Annotated in this window: 13 protein-coding genes; 6 read left to right on the top strand and 7 right to left on the bottom strand. The window is 72.2% G+C overall.

The annotated features are described in order from the left end of the window. Positions 1-40: 40 nt before the first annotated feature. From BZZ08_RS16900 to BZZ08_RS16885, 4 genes are all read right to left on the bottom strand, one after another. Positions 41-1,519: a GntP family permease gene (locus tag BZZ08_RS16900; protein ID WP_104633054.1), complete on the bottom strand. Its 1,479-nt coding sequence runs from the start codon at positions 1,517-1,519 to the stop codon at positions 41-43. A 125-nt stretch (positions 1,520-1,644) separates the two neighbouring features. Continuing rightward, positions 1,645-2,055: a RidA family protein gene (locus BZZ08_RS16895; protein WP_104633053.1), complete on the bottom strand. Its 411-nt coding sequence runs from the start codon at positions 2,053-2,055 to the stop codon at positions 1,645-1,647. Then, positions 2,052-2,816: an IclR family transcriptional regulator gene (locus BZZ08_RS16890; RefSeq protein ID WP_104633052.1), complete on the bottom strand. Its 765-nt coding sequence runs from the start codon at positions 2,814-2,816 to the stop codon at positions 2,052-2,054. Before BZZ08_RS16890 ends, BZZ08_RS16895 begins: the two co-directional genes overlap by 4 nt. Beyond that, positions 2,813-3,862, bottom strand: a complete 1,050-nt coding sequence (locus tag BZZ08_RS16885) for a sugar kinase (protein ID WP_104633051.1) — start codon at positions 3,860-3,862, stop codon at positions 2,813-2,815. Before BZZ08_RS16885 ends, BZZ08_RS16890 begins: the two co-directional genes overlap by 4 nt. 175 nt (positions 3,863-4,037) lie before the next feature. On the opposite strand from BZZ08_RS16885, the gene BZZ08_RS16880 reads away from it, so the two are divergent. The 4 genes from BZZ08_RS16880 to BZZ08_RS16865 all read left to right on the top strand — a co-directional run bounded on the left by BZZ08_RS16880 (position 4,038) and on the right by BZZ08_RS16865 (position 8,820). Further along, positions 4,038-5,333 (top strand): amino acid deaminase, encoded by a 1,296-nt coding sequence (locus BZZ08_RS16880; RefSeq protein WP_104633050.1) that lies wholly within the window; start codon positions 4,038-4,040, stop codon positions 5,331-5,333. Between the two features lie 38 nt (positions 5,334-5,371). Then, positions 5,372-6,982, top strand: coding sequence for an N-acyl-D-amino-acid deacylase family protein (locus BZZ08_RS16875; protein WP_104633049.1), 1,611 nt, complete (start codon positions 5,372-5,374; stop codon positions 6,980-6,982). A 109-nt stretch (positions 6,983-7,091) separates the two neighbouring features. Beyond that, entirely contained in the window at positions 7,092-8,303 is a 1,212-nt protein-coding gene (locus tag BZZ08_RS16870) for a pyridoxal phosphate-dependent aminotransferase (protein WP_104633048.1), read from the top strand. A gap of 94 nt (positions 8,304-8,397) precedes the next feature. Further along, a complete protein-coding gene (locus BZZ08_RS16865) occupies positions 8,398-8,820 on the top strand; it encodes an SCO4983 family protein (RefSeq protein WP_104633047.1) in 423 nt (140 codons plus the stop codon). A gap of 88 nt (positions 8,821-8,908) precedes the next feature. Here the strand turns inward: BZZ08_RS16865 and BZZ08_RS16860 are convergent, their stop codons facing one another. Both BZZ08_RS16860 and BZZ08_RS16855 read right to left on the bottom strand, forming a co-directional pair. Further along, positions 8,909-9,091, bottom strand: a complete 183-nt coding sequence (locus BZZ08_RS16860) for a hypothetical protein (RefSeq protein ID WP_104633046.1) — start codon at positions 9,089-9,091, stop codon at positions 8,909-8,911. Between the two features lie 326 nt (positions 9,092-9,417). Continuing rightward, positions 9,418-11,247 (bottom strand): phosphoenolpyruvate carboxykinase (GTP), encoded by a 1,830-nt coding sequence (locus tag BZZ08_RS16855; RefSeq protein ID WP_104633045.1) that lies wholly within the window; start codon positions 11,245-11,247, stop codon positions 9,418-9,420. A gap of 287 nt (positions 11,248-11,534) precedes the next feature. On the opposite strand from BZZ08_RS16855, the gene trhA reads away from it, so the two are divergent. Both trhA and BZZ08_RS16845 read left to right on the top strand, forming a co-directional pair. Further along, positions 11,535-12,239 (top strand): PAQR family membrane homeostasis protein TrhA, encoded by a 705-nt coding sequence (gene trhA / locus BZZ08_RS16850; protein ID WP_104633044.1) that lies wholly within the window; start codon positions 11,535-11,537, stop codon positions 12,237-12,239. A gap of 172 nt (positions 12,240-12,411) precedes the next feature. Beyond that, entirely contained in the window at positions 12,412-13,143 is a 732-nt protein-coding gene (locus BZZ08_RS16845) for a Mut7-C RNAse domain-containing protein (RefSeq protein WP_104633043.1), read from the top strand. 4 nt (positions 13,144-13,147) lie between these two features. Here the strand turns inward: BZZ08_RS16845 and BZZ08_RS16840 are convergent, their stop codons facing one another. Continuing rightward, positions 13,148-15,190, bottom strand: coding sequence for a thioredoxin domain-containing protein (locus tag BZZ08_RS16840; RefSeq protein ID WP_198601531.1), 2,043 nt, complete (start codon positions 15,188-15,190; stop codon positions 13,148-13,150). Positions 15,191-15,256 lie beyond the last annotated feature (66 nt).

Below are 15,256 nucleotides of genomic sequence, written 5' to 3'. Positions count from 1 at the left end.
CCTACACGAGTCGCCCGCACGAGCCGCCCGCGCGAGCCGCCTACACGAACAGGCTCACCACCGCGGCCATCACGAACCCGGCGACCGACAGCACGCTCTCCAGCACGGTCCACGTCTTGAGCGTGTCCCGCTCGCTGATGCCGAAGTACTTGGCGACCATCCAGAAACCGCCGTCGTTGACGTGCGAGGCGAAGATGGAGCCGGCCGAGATGGCCATGATGACCAGGGCGACGAACGCCTGCGAGTGGTCGCCCTCGGCGAGCAGCGGCGCCACGATGCCCGCCGTCGTCACGATGGCGACCGTCGCCGAGCCCTGGGCGACCCGCAGCACCACGGAGATCAGGTACGACAGGACGATCACCGGCAGGCCGACGTCGTTGAAGGTGTCGGAGAGAGCCTGGGCGACGCCGCTGGCCTTGAGGACGGCGCCGAAGACCCCGCCCGCGCCGACCACCAGCAGGATGTTGCCGACCGGCTTCAGCGAGGCCGTCGAGACGGTCTCCAGGGACTTGCGGGACCAGCCGCGCCGGATGCCGAGCAGGTAGTAGGCGAGCAGCAGGGCGATGGTCAGCGCGACGAACGGGTTGCCGAAGAACTCGATCACCGAGCGGAGGGTGGACGGGTCCAGGGCGATGGAGGAGAAGGTCGCCGCGAGGATCAGGACCAGCGGGGTGCCGATGATGCCGAGGACCGTGCCGAGCGCGACCGGGGTCTCGGTCGGCGCGACGCCGGCCTTGCGCTGCTCCTCCACGACGGCCTGCTTGGCCTCCTCGGCCGCCTCCACCATGTCCTGCGGCACGGGCACGAAGATGCGGCGGCCGATCCAGGCGGAGAACACCCAGGCCGCGAGCACGGCGGGGATGCCGCAGACGATGCCCATGAGGATGATCCAGCCGAGCTTGACGTTCAGCAGTCCGGCGGCGGCCACCGGGCCGGGGTGCGGCGGCAGGAAGGCGTGGGTCATGGACAGGCCGGCCAGCAGCGGCAGGCAGTAGAGCAGGATCGACTTGCCGGAGCGCTTGGCGGCGGCGTAGACGATGGGCGCGAGGACGAAGATGCCCACGTCGAAGAAGACCGGGATGCCGAAGATCAGGCCCGTGAGGCCCATGGCGAGCGGGGCGCGCTTCTCCCCGAAGAGGCCGAGGAGCCGTGAGGCCAGCACCTGTGCGCCGCCGCTGACTTCGAGGATCGCGCCGAGCATGGTGCCCAGGCCGATGATGATGGCGACGTGGCCGAGGATGCCGCCCATGCCGGACTCGATGGTCGAGACGGCGTCCGACTTCTGGACGGTGCCGAAGAGTTCGGTGACCGACAGGCCGGCGAGCAGGCCGACGGCTATGGAGACGGCGAGCAGCGCGACGAACGGCTGCAACCGCACCTTGATGATGAGGAAGAGCAGAAGCACGATGCCGATGGCGGCGACGGTCAGCAGCCCGGCGGTGCCGTCGATCAGGGTGAGCAGACCGCCGGTGTGCGGTGGGGCCTCGGCGGCGGCGAACTGGAGGGACGCGTGGGACATTCGGGGGTCCTCTGGATAAGTACATGGAGCTTTCGGGCAGGGTGGAGCGCGGCACGGCGCCCCTGGGTGCGGGGACGCCGTGCCGTTCACAGACAGACGGTCAGACAGGCGGGGTGGCGGGACGGTCAGCCGAGGACGGCGAGCGCGTCGATCTCGATGAGGAGGCCGGCGGGCAGACCGACGTACACGGTCGTGCGCGCGGCGGGCGGCTGGGTGAGGCCCTGCTCCGCGAAGTAGGCGTTGTAGATCTCGTTCATCTCGGCGAAGTGGTCCACGTCGGTGAGGTAGACGCGGAGCATCATCACGTCGTCCCAGGAGGCGCCGCCCTCCGCCAGGATCGCCTTGACGTTGGCGAGGGTCTGGAGGGTCTGCTCGCGCAGGGTCGGACCGGCCGGGGTGGGGGCCTTGCCCTCCTCGTGGGGCAGGAAGCCGACCTGGCCGGCGACCTGGAGGATGTTGCCCTTCTTCACGCCGTGGCTGAACTTCGCCGGGGGGACGGTGTGGGTCGCGGGAACGAGAGCGATCTTGTCGGTCATGCGGTGACTTCCTTGACTGGGGTCCTGCCGGAGTACTCGCCGCTGATGGCGTCCGCCGTACGGCGGACCAGCGGGAGCAGGCTGAGGAGTTCCTCGGCGGTGACGACGACGTTCGGCGCGGAGACCGACATGGCGGCGACCACCCGGCCGTCGGCGCCCCGGATGGGCGCGGCGACGCAGTTGATGGACTCCTCGTGGCCACCGAGGTCGGTGGCCCAGCCCTGTTCGCGCACCTTGGCGAGTTCCTTGAGGAACCCGTCGGCGTTCGGTGTCGAACGGGCCGTGTACAGGGGGTAGTCGAGCTGCTCGGCCACGGCCCGCCGCTCGTTCTCGGGGAGGTCGGCGAGGAGCAGCTTGGCGACGGCCGCGACGGTGATGGCGACGGGCTTGCCGATCCGGGAGTACATGCGGACCGGGTAGCGGCTCTCGACCTTGTCGATGTAGAGGACCTCGTCCTCCTCGTGCACGGCGAGGTGGACGGTGTGTCCGACCTGTTCGTTGAGGCGTACGAGGTGGGGGTGGGCGATCTCGCGGACGTCGAGGTTCTCCATCGCCTCCTGGGCGAGGGAGATCAGCCGGGCGCCCAGGCGGTAGCGCTGATCGGACTGGCGGTAGACGAAGCCGTGGTCGTGGAGGGTGCGCAGCAGGCGCAGGGCCGTGGACTTGTGCACGTCCAGGCGCTCGGCGACCCGGCCCAGGTCGGCGGGGCCCTCGGCGAGCAGCGGCAGGATGCTGAGCGCGCGGTCGACGGTCTGACTCATGGCGTACGTACCTCCTCGTCGGCTCCTCGGACGTCCTGTGTCCAGCCGGGGCCGAGTCGCAGTCTCCCCCACGCGGTGTCGTCGAGGGCGGCCAGCCGGTCGGCGTGGTCGCGGGCGGGGGGCGTGGCGAGATCGCCGGGGACGGTGAGGGCGGCGGCGGCCATCAGATGGCCGTGGCGCAGGCGCTCGCGCACGGGCAGTCCGCGCAGGGTGGCGGAGAGGAACCCGGCGGCGAAGGCGTCGCCCGCGCCGACGGCGGCGACGACGTCGACGTGCAGGGCGGGCACGGAGGTGACGTCGGCGCCGTGGAAGGCGGTGGCGCCGCTCGCGCCCTGCTTGACGACGAGCAGCTCCGGTTCGGGCAGCGCGGCGCGTACGGCCTCGGGGCCGCCGAGTCCCCAGGCCTCGTCCTCGCCGACGAAGACCAGGTCGGCGCCGCGGGCGAGTTCGAGGAGCACCTCGGGACCGTGCCCGTGACCGGCGTCGCGCCACAGGCCGGGGCGGTGGTTGACGTCGAAGGAGACGAGGGGCCGGCCGGGGCGGCGGGCGGTCAGCTCGCGCATCAGGCCGAGGCAGTCGGCAGAGAGCGCGGGCGTGATGCCCGACAGGTGCAGAACCCGGCCGGAGCGGATCGCGTCGAGGTCCATGGTGTCCACGGACATCGCGGAGGCGGCCGAGCCCGCCCGGTAGTACGCCACCTCGTGGGCGTCGGTGGCGCGGTCCCCGGCGGTGCGGAAGTAGATGCCGGTGGGGCGGGCGGGGTCGCGGCGCACGGCGGAGACGTCGACGCCGTAGGCGCCGATCGCCTCGACGAGGTGGTCGCCGAAGCCGTCGGCGCCGACCCGGCCGACCCAGCGCGCGGAGTGTCCGGCGGCGGCGAGCACGCAGGCCAGGTTGGACTCGGCGCCGCCGATGGCCCGGTCGAAGGAGGGGACGTCGGCGAGGCGCCCGGGGCGGGAGGGCAGGAAGGTGACCATGGACTCGCCGAGCGCGACGACGTCCACGACGTCGGGGGCGGTGCTGGTTCGTCCGGTGGCGGTCTCGATGGTGGGGGCTCCTCGTCCGTGGCGGCTGCGGCGTCCGCGCTGTCCGCGGCTCGTTCTTCGCGTCTCGCGGGCGGCTGCTCCGTTGACCCCGCGTTCGCCGAGATGTTAGACAGCAGTAAGCGATATACGCAATGGTCGTTGCAGACATTGCAACGCATCAGATCAGGGAGGCTCCATGGCCCTCGACTCCGGCCCCACCGACGGCCGCGACGCGCTCGCCAAGCTGGCCGAGGAGCACGTCGACCACCGCTTCAAGGGCCTCCCGCCGGACGCGTACGGCCTGACCGTCGCCGAGCTGGCCGGACAGCGCCGCAACCTCTTCACCGGCGGTTTCGCCACCCCCGTGCTCGCCCTGTCCGCCGAGCGCCTGGAGCACAACCTGAAGCTGATGGAGACGTACTCCGCCCGGCACGGCCTCGCCTTCGCGCCGCACGGCAAGACCTCCATGGCCCCGCAGCTCTTCCACCGCCAGATCGAGCACGGCGCCTGGGGCATCACCCTCGCCGTGCCGCACCAGGTACGGGTGGCGCGGGCCTTCGGCGTCGGGCGGGTCTTCCTGGCCAACGAACTGGTCGACGCCGCCGCCCTGCGCTGGATCTCCACCGAGCTGGACGCCGACCCGGACTTCCGCTTCGTCTGCTACGTCGACTCCGTGCGCGGCGTCGAGCTGATGGACGCGGCCCTCACGGACGCCGGCGCCGGCCGCCCGCTGGACGTCGTGGTCGAGCTGGGCGCCGGTGCGGGTGCCCGGACCGGTGTGCGCACCGAGGCCGAGTGCGCGGCGGTCGCCGACGCGGTGGCCGGGACGCGGACGCTGCGGCTGGCCGGGGTCGCCGGGTACGAGGGCGAGGTGCCGGACGCCGATCCGGAGCGCGTGCACGCGTGGCTGCGGCGGCTGGTCGCGCTCGCCGTCGACTTCGATGGGGCGGGGCGGTTCGAGGGTCTGGAGGAGATCGTGCTGAGCGCGGGCGGCAGCGCCTGGTTCGACGCGGTGGCCGACGTGTTCGCCGAGGTCCCCGGCCTCTCCCGGCCCGTCCTGAAGCTGCTGCGCTCGGGCGCGTACGTCTCCCACGACGACGGCCACTACCGCGAGCTGACCCCCTTCAACCGGGTCCCCCAGGAGGGCGCCCTGGAGCCCGCCTTCCGGCTGTGGAGCCAGGTCGTCTCCCGCCCCTCCCCCGAGCAGGCGTTCACCAACGCGGGCAAGCGGGACGCGGCGTACGACCTCCACCTGCCCTTCGCCCAGGTGGTGCGCCGCGACGGCGTGGAGCGCCCCGCCACCGGCATCGAGGTGACCGGCCTGTCCGACCAGCACGCCTGGGTGCGCACGACCGGGGAGGCGGACCTGGAGGTCGGCGACTGGCTCGGGACGGGCCTGTCCCACCCGTGCACCTCCTTCGACAAGTGGCAGCTCATCCCGGTCGCCGAGGCGGACGGGACGGTCGTCGACTACATCCGCACCTTCTTCTAAAGAAGCCAGAGAAGCCAGAGAAGCCAGAGGAGCCAGGCATGGAAGAGCTGGTCATCAGGGACGTCGACGTCGTGGACGGCTCCGGCGCCGACTCCTACCGCGCCGACGTCGTGGTCGACGGCGGCCGGATCGTCTCGATCGTCAAGGAGGCGGCGGCCGCCGGCTGCCAGCGCCCCGAGGCACGCCGCGAGCTGGACGCCGAGGGCCTGGTCCTCTCCCCCGGCTTCATCGACATGCACGCCCACAGCGACCTGACGCTGCTGCGGGACCCCGACCACAGCGCCAAGGCCGCGCAGGGCGTCACCCTGGAGGTCATCGGCCAGGACGGGCTGTCGTACGCGCCGGTCGACGACCGCACGCTCGGCGAGGTGCGCCGCGCGATCGCCGGGTGGAACGGCGCGGGCGACGACATCGACTTCGACTGGCGGTCGGTCGGTGAGTACCTGGACCGGCTGGACCGGGGCATCGCGGTCAACGCCGCCTATCTGGTCCCGCAGGGTACGGTGCGCGCCCTCGCCGTCGGCTGGGACGACCGGGAGGCGACCGAGGCGGAGCTGGAGCACATGCGGCGCCTGGTCGCCGAGGGCCTGGAGCAGGGCGCGGTCGGCATGTCGTCCGGGCTGACGTACACGCCCGGCATGTACGCCAAGGACGCCGAGCTGACCGAGCTGTGCCGGGTGGTGGCGTCGTACGGCGGCTACTACTGCCCGCACCACCGCTCGTACGGGGCGGGGGCGCTCCAGGCGTACGAGGAGATGGTGGAGCTGACCCGCGAGGCGGGCTGCCCGCTGCACCTGGCGCACGCCACCATGAACTTCGGCGTGAACAAGGGCAAGGCGCCCGAGCTGCTGACCCTGCTCGACGAGGCGCTGGCCGACGGCGCCGACATCACGCTCGACACCTACCCGTACACCCCCGGCTGCACCACCCTCGTGGCGCTGCTGCCGAGCTGGGCGAGCGAGGGCGGCCCGGAGCAGATCATGAAGCGGCTGGCGGACGACGACACCGCCGAGCGGATCCGGCACCACATGGAGGAGATCGGCTCCGACGGCTCGCACGGCGTGCCCATGGAGTGGGAGACGATCGAGATCTCCGGCACGGGCGACCCGGCCCTCGGGGAGTACGTCGGCCGTACGGTGCTGGAATCGGCGCGGCTGCGCGGCGAGAGTCCGTGGCAGGTCGCCCGGCAGCTGCTGCTGGCCGACCGGCTGGCGCCGACCATCCTCCAGCACGTCGGCCACGAGGAGAACGTCCGCGCGATCATGCGGCACCGGGTCCACACCGGCGGCTCGGACGGCATCCTCCAGGGCGCCAAGCCGCATCCGCGCGCCTACGGCACCTTCCCGCACTACCTGGGCCACTACGTGCGCGAGCTGGGCGTGCTCCCGCTGGAGGAGTGCGTCGCCCACCTCACCTCGCGCCCGGCGGCCCGGCTGCGGCTGCCGGACCGGGGTCTGGTGCGCGAGGGGTACCGGGCCGACCTGGTGCTCTTCGACCCGGCGACGGTCGCGGCGGGCAGCACCTACGCGGACCCGCGGGTGCTGCCGACGGGCATCCCGTACGTGCTGGTCGACGGACGGTTCGTGATGGACGACGGGCGGCGCACGGACGTGCTGGCGGGGCGGTCGGTGCGGCGCACTCCGCGGTGATCCGGGCGGGACTGGGCAACCGGTGAGTGACGAAACCCACCCAAACCGCGCGTCTCAAGTGGCGGATAACACGACCCGTGAAACGTAACCGGGTCGTAAGCTCGCGGTCATGCAGGTGATCCAGTCGACCAAGCTCGCCAACGTCTGTTACGAGATCCGGGGCCCGGTGCTCGAGGAGGCCATGCGGCTGGAGGCGGCCGGGCACCGCATCCTGAAGCTGAACACCGGCAACCCGGCCGCCTTCGGCTTCGAGTGCCCGCCGGAGATCCTGGAGGACATCCTCCGCAACGTCTCCACGGCGCACGGCTACGGCGACGCGAAGGGCCTGCTGGCGGCGCGCCGGGCGGTCGTCATGCACAACCAGACCCTCGGCATCGAGACGGACGTCGAGCACGTCTTCATCGGCAACGGCGTCTCCGAGCTGATCGTGATGGCGATGCAGGGCCTGCTGGACGACGGCGACGAGGTGCTCGTCCCGGCGCCCGACTACCCGCTGTGGACGGCCGCCGTCTCGCTGTCCGGCGGCACGGCGGTGCACTACCGCTGCGACGAGCAGTCCGACTGGATGCCCGACCTCGCGGACGTGGAGCGGAAGATCACCGACCGCACCAAGGCGCTCGTGATCATCAACCCGAACAACCCGACGGGCGCGGTCTACGACGACGCGATGCTGCGCGGGCTGACGGACATCGCGCGCCGGCACAACCTGCTGGTCTGCTCCGACGAGATCTACGACAAGATCCTCTACGACGACGCCACGCACACCCCCACCGCCGCGATCGCCCCCGACCTGCTCACCCTCACCTTCAACGGCATGTCGAAGGCGTACCGGGTGGCCGGCTACCGGGTCGGCTGGATGTCCATCTCCGGGCCGCGCGCGCACGCCGAGTCCTACATCGAGGGCCTGACGATCCTGGCGAACATGCGGCTGTGCGCCAACATGCCGGGCCAGCACGGCGTGGTCGCGGCGCTCAGCGGACGGCAGACCATCAACGAGCTGGTGCTGCCGGGCGGCCGGCTGCGCGAGCAGCGGGACGCCGCCCACGAGGCGCTCACCAGCATTCCCGGCGTGACCTGCGTGAAGCCGAAGGGCGCGCTGTACCTCTTCCCGCGGCTCGACCCCAAGGTCTTCAAGATCAAGGACGACCGGCGGATGGTCCTGGACCTGCTGCGCCAGGAGAAGATCATGGTCGTCCAGGGCACCGGGTTCAACTGGCCCGAGCCCGATCACTTCCGGGTGGTGACCCTGCCGACGGCCGTCGACCTGCGCGAGGCCGTGGGCCGGATCGGCAACTTCCTGGACGGCTACGGCCAGCCCTGAACCGCGGCCGTGTCCGGGCCGTGTCCCGAATCCCGTCAACTTTAGATTGAATCCAATGTAGGATGGTTTCCTGAACCACTCAGGAGGCCATCCCATGTACGAGCCGATCCGCAGCAAGTCGGTCCACAGCACGATGGCCGACAGCCCCACGGACTTCCCCCACCGGTCCCGGGACGAGGAGCTGGACATCCAGCTCGCGGGCCATCTCGCGGCCCTGCTCGCCGTCACGGACGAGCTGCGCGCGCTGGCGCCCGACGCGGGCCTGGACGCCGCCGCCGACCGGCTCACCGAGCAGGTGACCCGGCTGCGGGGAGGTCAGGCGCCGGTCCGCCTGCAGGTGGCCGCCGCCCACCCGGAGCCGCGTCCGGCGGCCCTGCACCGGCGGGCGCACACGCTGGCGGCCCGTGCCCTGGTGGTCGCGGCCTCCCGCGCCGACACGGCGGTCGCCATCCTGACCGCCGAGCGCATGGACGCGCACTCCGCGGCCCTGGAGCCGCGCGAACTCGCGGCCCGCTGAGCCCTCCCGGGGCCCCCGCACGGCCCCGGTCCGCGTGCACCCGCAGCGACGCGCGGACCGGGCGCCACACACCCCACCGCCCGGCGGGTCAGCCGAAGATCACCGTCAGGACGACGAAGACCAGGATGACCGCGAGGACGATCGCCCACACGGGCCAGTTGCCGCGCCGGTGCGGGTCCTCCGGGCCGCCACCGCGTGGGCGGTCCTCCGCCAGCTGCGGGTCGGGATCCCGGGGCCGGTCGCGTGAGTAGAAATCACCGTCGTCTGCCATGGCGGGCCCCTCCTTCCTCTTCCTGTTCTCCGCTTCTCCGCGGTTCCGGCCTTCCGGGTACCGCGCGGGGAGCTGCGCATGCCCACCGCCCGCCGGGGCGTCTCCGGTGGACCGGCCGCGGTGCCGGGCGGGCCAGGACACGCCGAAGGGCCGGGTCCGTCGCACGCCGTTGTGCGGGGACCCGGCCCGAGCGGGGCTTCTCCGCCCTCCGGGGTTGCGATGAGCTACTGGAGCGCGGGGAGACCCCCTCGTGACCGGCCTTCGTGACGACTTCGCGGGTCAGGGCTAGTCGGACCGGTCACGGAGCCTGGCGGTGTCGGTACTGCTCAGCCCAGGCGTTCCACCAGCGCCCGGTACTGGTCCCACAGCTCGGCGGGCGTGTGGTCGCCGAAGGTGTTCAGGTGCTCGGGGACGAGCGCCGCCTCCTCGCGCCACACCTCCTTGTCGACGCTGAGCAGGAACTCCAGGTCGGCGTCGGCGAGGTCCAGGCCGTCGGTGTCCAGGGACTCCTTGGTCGGCAGCACGCCGATCGGGGTCTCGACGCCGTCCGCCTTGCCCTCCAGGCGCTCCACGATCCACTTCAGGACGCGGCCGTTCTCCCCGAAGCCGGGCCAGACGAACCTGCCCTCGTCGTCCTTGCGGAACCAGTTGACGTAGTAGATCTTGGGCAGCTTGGACTGGTCCTTGTCCTTGGCCACGTCGACCCAGTGCCCCATGTAGTCGCCCATGTTGTAGCCGCAGAACGGCAGCATGGCGAAGGGGTCGCGGCGCAGCTCGCCGACCTTGCCCTCGGCGGCGGCGGTCTTCTCGGAGGCCACGTTGGCGCCGAGGAAGACGCCGTGGTTCCAGTCGAAGGACTCGGTGACCAGCGGTACGGCGGTGGCGCGGCGCCCGCCGAAGAGGATCGCCGAGATCGGCACGCCCTTGGGGTCCTCCCACTCCGGCGCGATGATCGGGCACTGCGCGGCGGGCGTGGTGAAGCGGGCGTTGGGGTGGGCGGCCGGGGTGCCCGACTCGGGCGTCCAGTCGTTGCCCTTCCAGTCGGTGAGGTGGGCCGGGGTCTCCTCGGTCATGCCCTCCCACCACACGTCGCCGTCATCGGTCAGGGCGACGTTGGTGAAGACCGAGTTGCCCCACAGGGTCTTCATCGCGTTGGCGTTGGTGTGCTCGCCGGTGCCGGGCGCGACGCCGAAGAAGCCGGCCTCGGGGTTGATGGCGTACAGGCGGCCGTCCTCGCCGAAGCGCATCCAGGCGATGTCGTCGCCGATGGTCTCCACGGTCCAGCCGGAGATCGTGGGCTCCAGCATGGCGAGGTTGGTCTTGCCGCAGGCCGACGGGAAGGCGGCGGCGACGTACTTGGGCTCCCCGGTGGGCGGGGTCAGCTTCAGCACCAGCATGTGCTCGGCGAGCCAGCCCTCGTCGCGGGCCATGACGGAGGCGATGCGCAGGGCGTAGCACTTCTTGCCGAGCAGGGCGTTGCCGCCGTATCCGGAGCCGTAGGACCAGATCTCGCGGTCCTCGGGGAAGTGCGAGATGTACTTGGTGCTGTTGCAGGGCCACGGGACGTCCGCCTCGCCCTGGGCGAGGGGTGCGCCGAGGGTGTGCACGGCCTTCACGAAGAAGCCGTCGTCGCCCAGTTCGTCCAGGACCGGCTGTCCCATGCGGGTCATGGTGCGCATGGAGACGGCCACGTACGCGGAGTCGGTGATCTCGACGCCCAGCGCGGAGAGCGGGGAGCCGAGGGGGCCCATGCAGAAGGGCACGACGTACATGGTCCGGCCGCGCATGGAGCCCCGGAACAGACCGCCCTCCCCCTGCTCCCCGGTGAAGATCTCCCGCATCTCGGCGGGGTCCTTCCAGTGGTTGGTCGGGCCGGCGTCCTCCTCCTTGGCGGAGCAGATGAAGGTCCGGTCCTCGACGCGGGCGACGTCGGAGGGGTCGGAGGCCGCGTAGTAGGAGTTGGGGCGCTTGATCGGGTCCAGTTTTCGGAAGGTGCCCTTCTCGACGAGCTCCCCGCACAGTCGCTCGTACTCGGCCTCGGATCCGTCGCACCAGACCACTGCGTCCGGCTGGGTCAGTTCGGCGATCTCGTTCACCCACGAGATCAGTTCCTGGTGGTTGGTGGGGACGGAGGGAGCCGCGATGTCGCGCGCCACGATTGCTCCTAAATGAGGGGTTTTTTTGTTGGAGGCCCCGTGGGGGCTGCGACCCGGACGCGTGACGTTGACCTCGTGGGCGCTCATCCGGTGTCGACCGCACTCATTTGATCATCCGACGCGAGCGCCCATCTGTCCAGAGGGCGTCACACTTGAGCGGCGTGAGGAGCGCCACGTGCCCCAACCGGGAGTGCGCCGCCGCAGCCACCGTGAGACGATGACCACTTGCTCTGCGGCACCCGCCCGTACTGATGCGTAACTTACGGAGCCGTAGGTACGATGCGCCCATGACTGCGTCCGTCCCCGACGCGCCCAGGGACCTGCCGGCCGACGGCCGCGGGCCCGTAGCGCTCTCCCTCCCGCATCCGGTCAAGCCGAAGCTGCGCGGTTGGCTGCACCTCGGCATGTTCCCCGCCGTCCTGGTCGCCGGTCTGGTGCTCACCGCCCTCGCCGAGTCCCACGAGGGCCGCATAGCCTGCGGCGTCTACGTCCTCACGGCCTGCCTGCTGTTCGGCGTCAGCGCGCTCTACCACCGGGGCAACTGGAGCCCCCGCATGGACGGTGTCCTGCGCCGCCTCGACCACGCCAACATCTTCCTGATCATCGCCGGCACCTACACCCCGCTCACGATGCTGCTGCTGCCCGGCGCCAAGGGCCAGTGGCTGCTGTGGGGCATCTGGGCGGCCGCCGTGGCCGGGATCGTCTTCCGCGTCTTCTGGGTCGGCGCCCCGCGCTGGCTCTACACCCCGTGCTACCTCGCCATGGGCTGGGCGGCCGTCTTCTACCTCCCCGAGTTCATGCGGGCCGGCGGCGTCGCCGTCCTCGTGCTGGTGATCGTCGGCGGTCTGCTCTACAGCGCGGGCGGTGTGATCTACGGCCTCAAGCGCCCCAACCCCTCGCCCCGCTGGTTCGGCTTCCACGAGGTCTTCCACTCCTTCACGCTGGCCGCCTTCATCGCGCACTACGTGGGGATCTCGCTGGTCGCGTACTAGCCGCCGCGCGGGGCAGGCCGCACCCTCACCGCGTGGCCGGCGATGACCGAGGAGAGCCGGGACGCCCTGGAGAACGGGTTGCCCGCCCTCCGGGAAGGCCGCCGGGAAGACCCTCGGGAAGGCCGCCGAAAAGGCTGCGGCCCGGTCCCCGCCTCCGTGGCATTCTGACCGGGTGAACGGTCCCGAGATCCACGTCGAGTTCGCCCCCGAACTGCACCTGTTCGTCCCGCGCGCCCGCCCCACCGGCGCCGCCCGCGCGGCCACCGACGGCGTCTCCACCCTCGGCCACCTCGTCGAGTCCCTCGGCGTGCCGCTGACCGAGGTCGGCACCCTGCTCGTCGACGGCCGCGAGGTGCCGCCCGGACACATCCCGGCGGGCGGCGAGTCGGTGCGCGTGCGGCCCGTCCAGCACCCCCAGCGGGTCCCCGGTGCTCCCCTGCGGTTCCTGCTCGACGTGCACCTCGGCACCCTGGCCCGCCGGCTGCGGCTGCTCGGCGTGGACACGGCGTACGAGTCGACCGACCTCGGCGACCCGGCGCTCGCCGCGCTGTCCGCGGCCGAGAAGCGGGTCCTGCTCAGCCGCGACCGGGGACTGCTGCGCCGCCGCGAGCTGTGGGCCGGCGCCTACGTCTACAGCACCCGCCCCGACGAGCAGCTCCAGGAGGTCCTGGACCGGTTCCGGCCCGCACTGCGCCCCTGGACGCGCTGCACCGCCTGCAACGGGCTGCTCCGGACGGCCACCAAGGAAGAGGTGGCGGAGCAGCTCAAGGGCGGCACCCAGCGGTCGTACGACGTCTTCGCCCAGTGCACCGCCTGCGGCCGCGCCTACTGGCGGGGCGCGCACCACGAGCAGCTGGAGGCGATCGTGGAGCGCGCCGTGAGCCGCAGCGCCCAGGACGGCTGAGGAGTCAGCTGCCCGGGGCGGCGTCCAGCGCGGCGCGCAGCCGGTCCGGGTCGGTGGTCGGCGCGTCGCAGGTGAAGTTCCGGCAGACGTACGCGGCCGGGGCCCCGCCCACCAGCGGCCGGTCGGCGAGCAGCGGGAACTCGTCGCTCCCCTCGGTGCCGAAGGCGACGACCGCCCCGGGAGCCGTACCGAGCAGCGCCGTACGGTGCAGCCCGCGCGCCGCGGGATCGGCCGGGCCCGGAGCGACGACGGCGACCTCGCGCGGGCCGTCGAGCAGTGCCTCGGCGGCCGCCAGCCCCCAGCCGATGAAGCGCGGGACGCGCGGGCCGAGCGCCTTCACCACGCCGAGGGCGCGCTCGGCGGCGGTGCGGTGGGGTGCGGAGCCGGTGTGGGCGGCGTAGGACAGCAGGGCGCCCGCGGCGGCACTCCAGCCGGACGGGGTGGCGTTGTCGGTGGGGTCCTGCGGGCGGCGGATCAGCTGCTCGGCGTCGGCCGCGGTGTCGTACAGCGAGCCGGACTCGTCCGTGAAGCGGGTGAGGACGTGGTCGAGCAGGAAGCCGGCGAAGTCCAGCCACACGCCCTCCCCGGTGACCGACGCCAGCGCGAGGAAGCCCTCGGCCACGTCGGCGTAGTCCTCCAGCACCCCGGCGTTGGCACCGGCCCTGCCGTCCTTGCTGGTGCGGGTGAGGCGGACCTGCTCGTCCAGGTGCAGGCGCACCAGCAGGTCGGCGGCGGCGACGGCGGCCTCGACCAGGTCGGGGCGCTCGAAGTAGGCGCCGGTCTCGGCGAGCGCGGCGATCGCCAGGCCGTTCCAGGCGGCGACCACCTTGTCGTCCCGGCCCGGGGCCGGGCGCCCGTCCCGCGCGGCGAGCAGCCGCTCCCGGACCGACGCGATCCGCGCGGCGTCGAAGACGCCTTCCTGCTGCGGCAGTTGGAGCACGGAGGCGCCGTGCTCGAAGGTGCCCTCCTGGGTCACGCCGAAGTACTGCGCGGCCAGCTCCGCGTCCTCGGCACCGAGGACCTCGGTCAGCTGCGCGGGCGTCCACGCGTAGTAGGCGCCCTCGACGTGCTTCCCGGTGCCGTCGTCGCTGTCGGCGTCCAGCGCGGAGGCGAACCCGCCCTCGGCGGTGCGCAGTTCACGCACCATGAAGTCGGCGGTCTCCAGGGCGACCCGGCGGGCCAGGTCCGAGCCGGTGGCCCGCCACAGATGCGCGTACACGCGGCACAGCAGGGCGTTGTCGTACAGCATCTTCTCGAAGTGCGGCACGACCCACTCGCGGTCCACGGAGTAGCGGGCGAAGCCGCCGCCCAGCTGGTCGTAGATGCCGCCGCGGGCCATCCGCTCGCAGGTGTCCCGCGCCATCTGGAGCGCGCCCTCGGCGCCGGTGCGGGCGTGGTGGCGCAGCAGGAACTCGATCACCATGGAGGGCGGGAACTTGGGCGCCCCGCCGAACCCGCCGCGCTGCGCGTCGTACTCCCGGGTGAGTCCGAGCAGCGCCTGCCCGAGCTGCTCCTCGCCGGGTGCCCGCGCGTCGCCGTAGGAGATCTCCCGCCCGGCGAGGTCCCGGACGATCTTCCCGGCGACCTCGTCGACCTCGTCGCGCCGCTCGGCCCACGCCTGCTGGACGCCCTGGAGCACCTGGCGGAAGGAGGGCATGCCGTGCCGGGGCTCGGGCGGGAAGTAGGTGCCGAAGTAGAAGGGCTCCGCGTCCGGCGTGAGGAACACGGTCATGGGCCAGCCGCCCTGCCCGGTCGCCGCCTGCACGGCCTCCATGTAGACGGCGTCGATGTCGGGGCGCTCCTCGCGGTCGACCTTGACGCTCACGAAGTGCGAGTTGAGGTACTCGGCGGTGGTCCCGTCCTCGAACGACTCGTGCGCCATGACGTGGCACCAGTGGCACGCGCTGTAGCCGACGCTCAACAGGACGGGGACACCGCGGCGTCGGGCTTCCTCGAACGCCTCGGCCTCCCACGGCCACCAGTCGACCGGGTTCTCCGCGTGCTGGAGGAGGTAGGGGGACGTCGCCTGCGCAAGTCGGTTGGGCATGCCCCCATCCTGGCGCACGCGCCGCCGCCCCGCCCGGACGCCACGGTGGAAGGGGCGCACGGACGG

Origin of the sequence: Streptomyces sp. MH60 (assembly GCF_002939385.1) — a bacterium.
Classification (GTDB): Bacteria; Actinomycetota; Actinomycetes; order Streptomycetales; family Streptomycetaceae; genus Streptomyces.
The sequence above is the reverse complement of the archived record's forward strand: the minus strand, read 5'-3'. Positions and strand labels throughout refer to the sequence as shown.

Coding starts and splice junctions, on each gene's coding strand:
- BZZ08_RS16880 (WP_104633050.1), top strand. CDS start 4,038: ATGGCCCTCGACTCCGGCCCCACCGACGGCCGCGACGCGCTCGCCAAG.
- BZZ08_RS16875 (WP_104633049.1), top strand. CDS start 5,372: ATGGAAGAGCTGGTCATCAGGGACGTCGACGTCGTGGACGGCTCCGGC.
- BZZ08_RS16890 (WP_104633052.1), bottom strand. CDS start 2,816: ATGAGTCAGACCGTCGACCGCGCGCTCAGCATCCTGCCGCTGCTCGCC.
- BZZ08_RS16870 (WP_104633048.1), top strand. CDS start 7,092: ATGCAGGTGATCCAGTCGACCAAGCTCGCCAACGTCTGTTACGAGATC.
- BZZ08_RS16865 (WP_104633047.1), top strand. CDS start 8,398: ATGTACGAGCCGATCCGCAGCAAGTCGGTCCACAGCACGATGGCCGAC.
- BZZ08_RS16860 (WP_104633046.1), bottom strand. CDS start 9,091: ATGGCAGACGACGGTGATTTCTACTCACGCGACCGGCCCCGGGATCCC.
- trhA (WP_104633044.1), top strand. CDS start 11,535: ATGACTGCGTCCGTCCCCGACGCGCCCAGGGACCTGCCGGCCGACGGC.
- BZZ08_RS16895 (WP_104633053.1), bottom strand. CDS start 2,055: ATGACCGACAAGATCGCTCTCGTTCCCGCGACCCACACCGTCCCCCCG.
- BZZ08_RS16900 (WP_104633054.1), bottom strand. CDS start 1,519: ATGTCCCACGCGTCCCTCCAGTTCGCCGCCGCCGAGGCCCCACCGCAC.
- BZZ08_RS16840 (WP_198601531.1), bottom strand. CDS start 15,190: ATGCCCAACCGACTTGCGCAGGCGACGTCCCCCTACCTCCTCCAGCAC.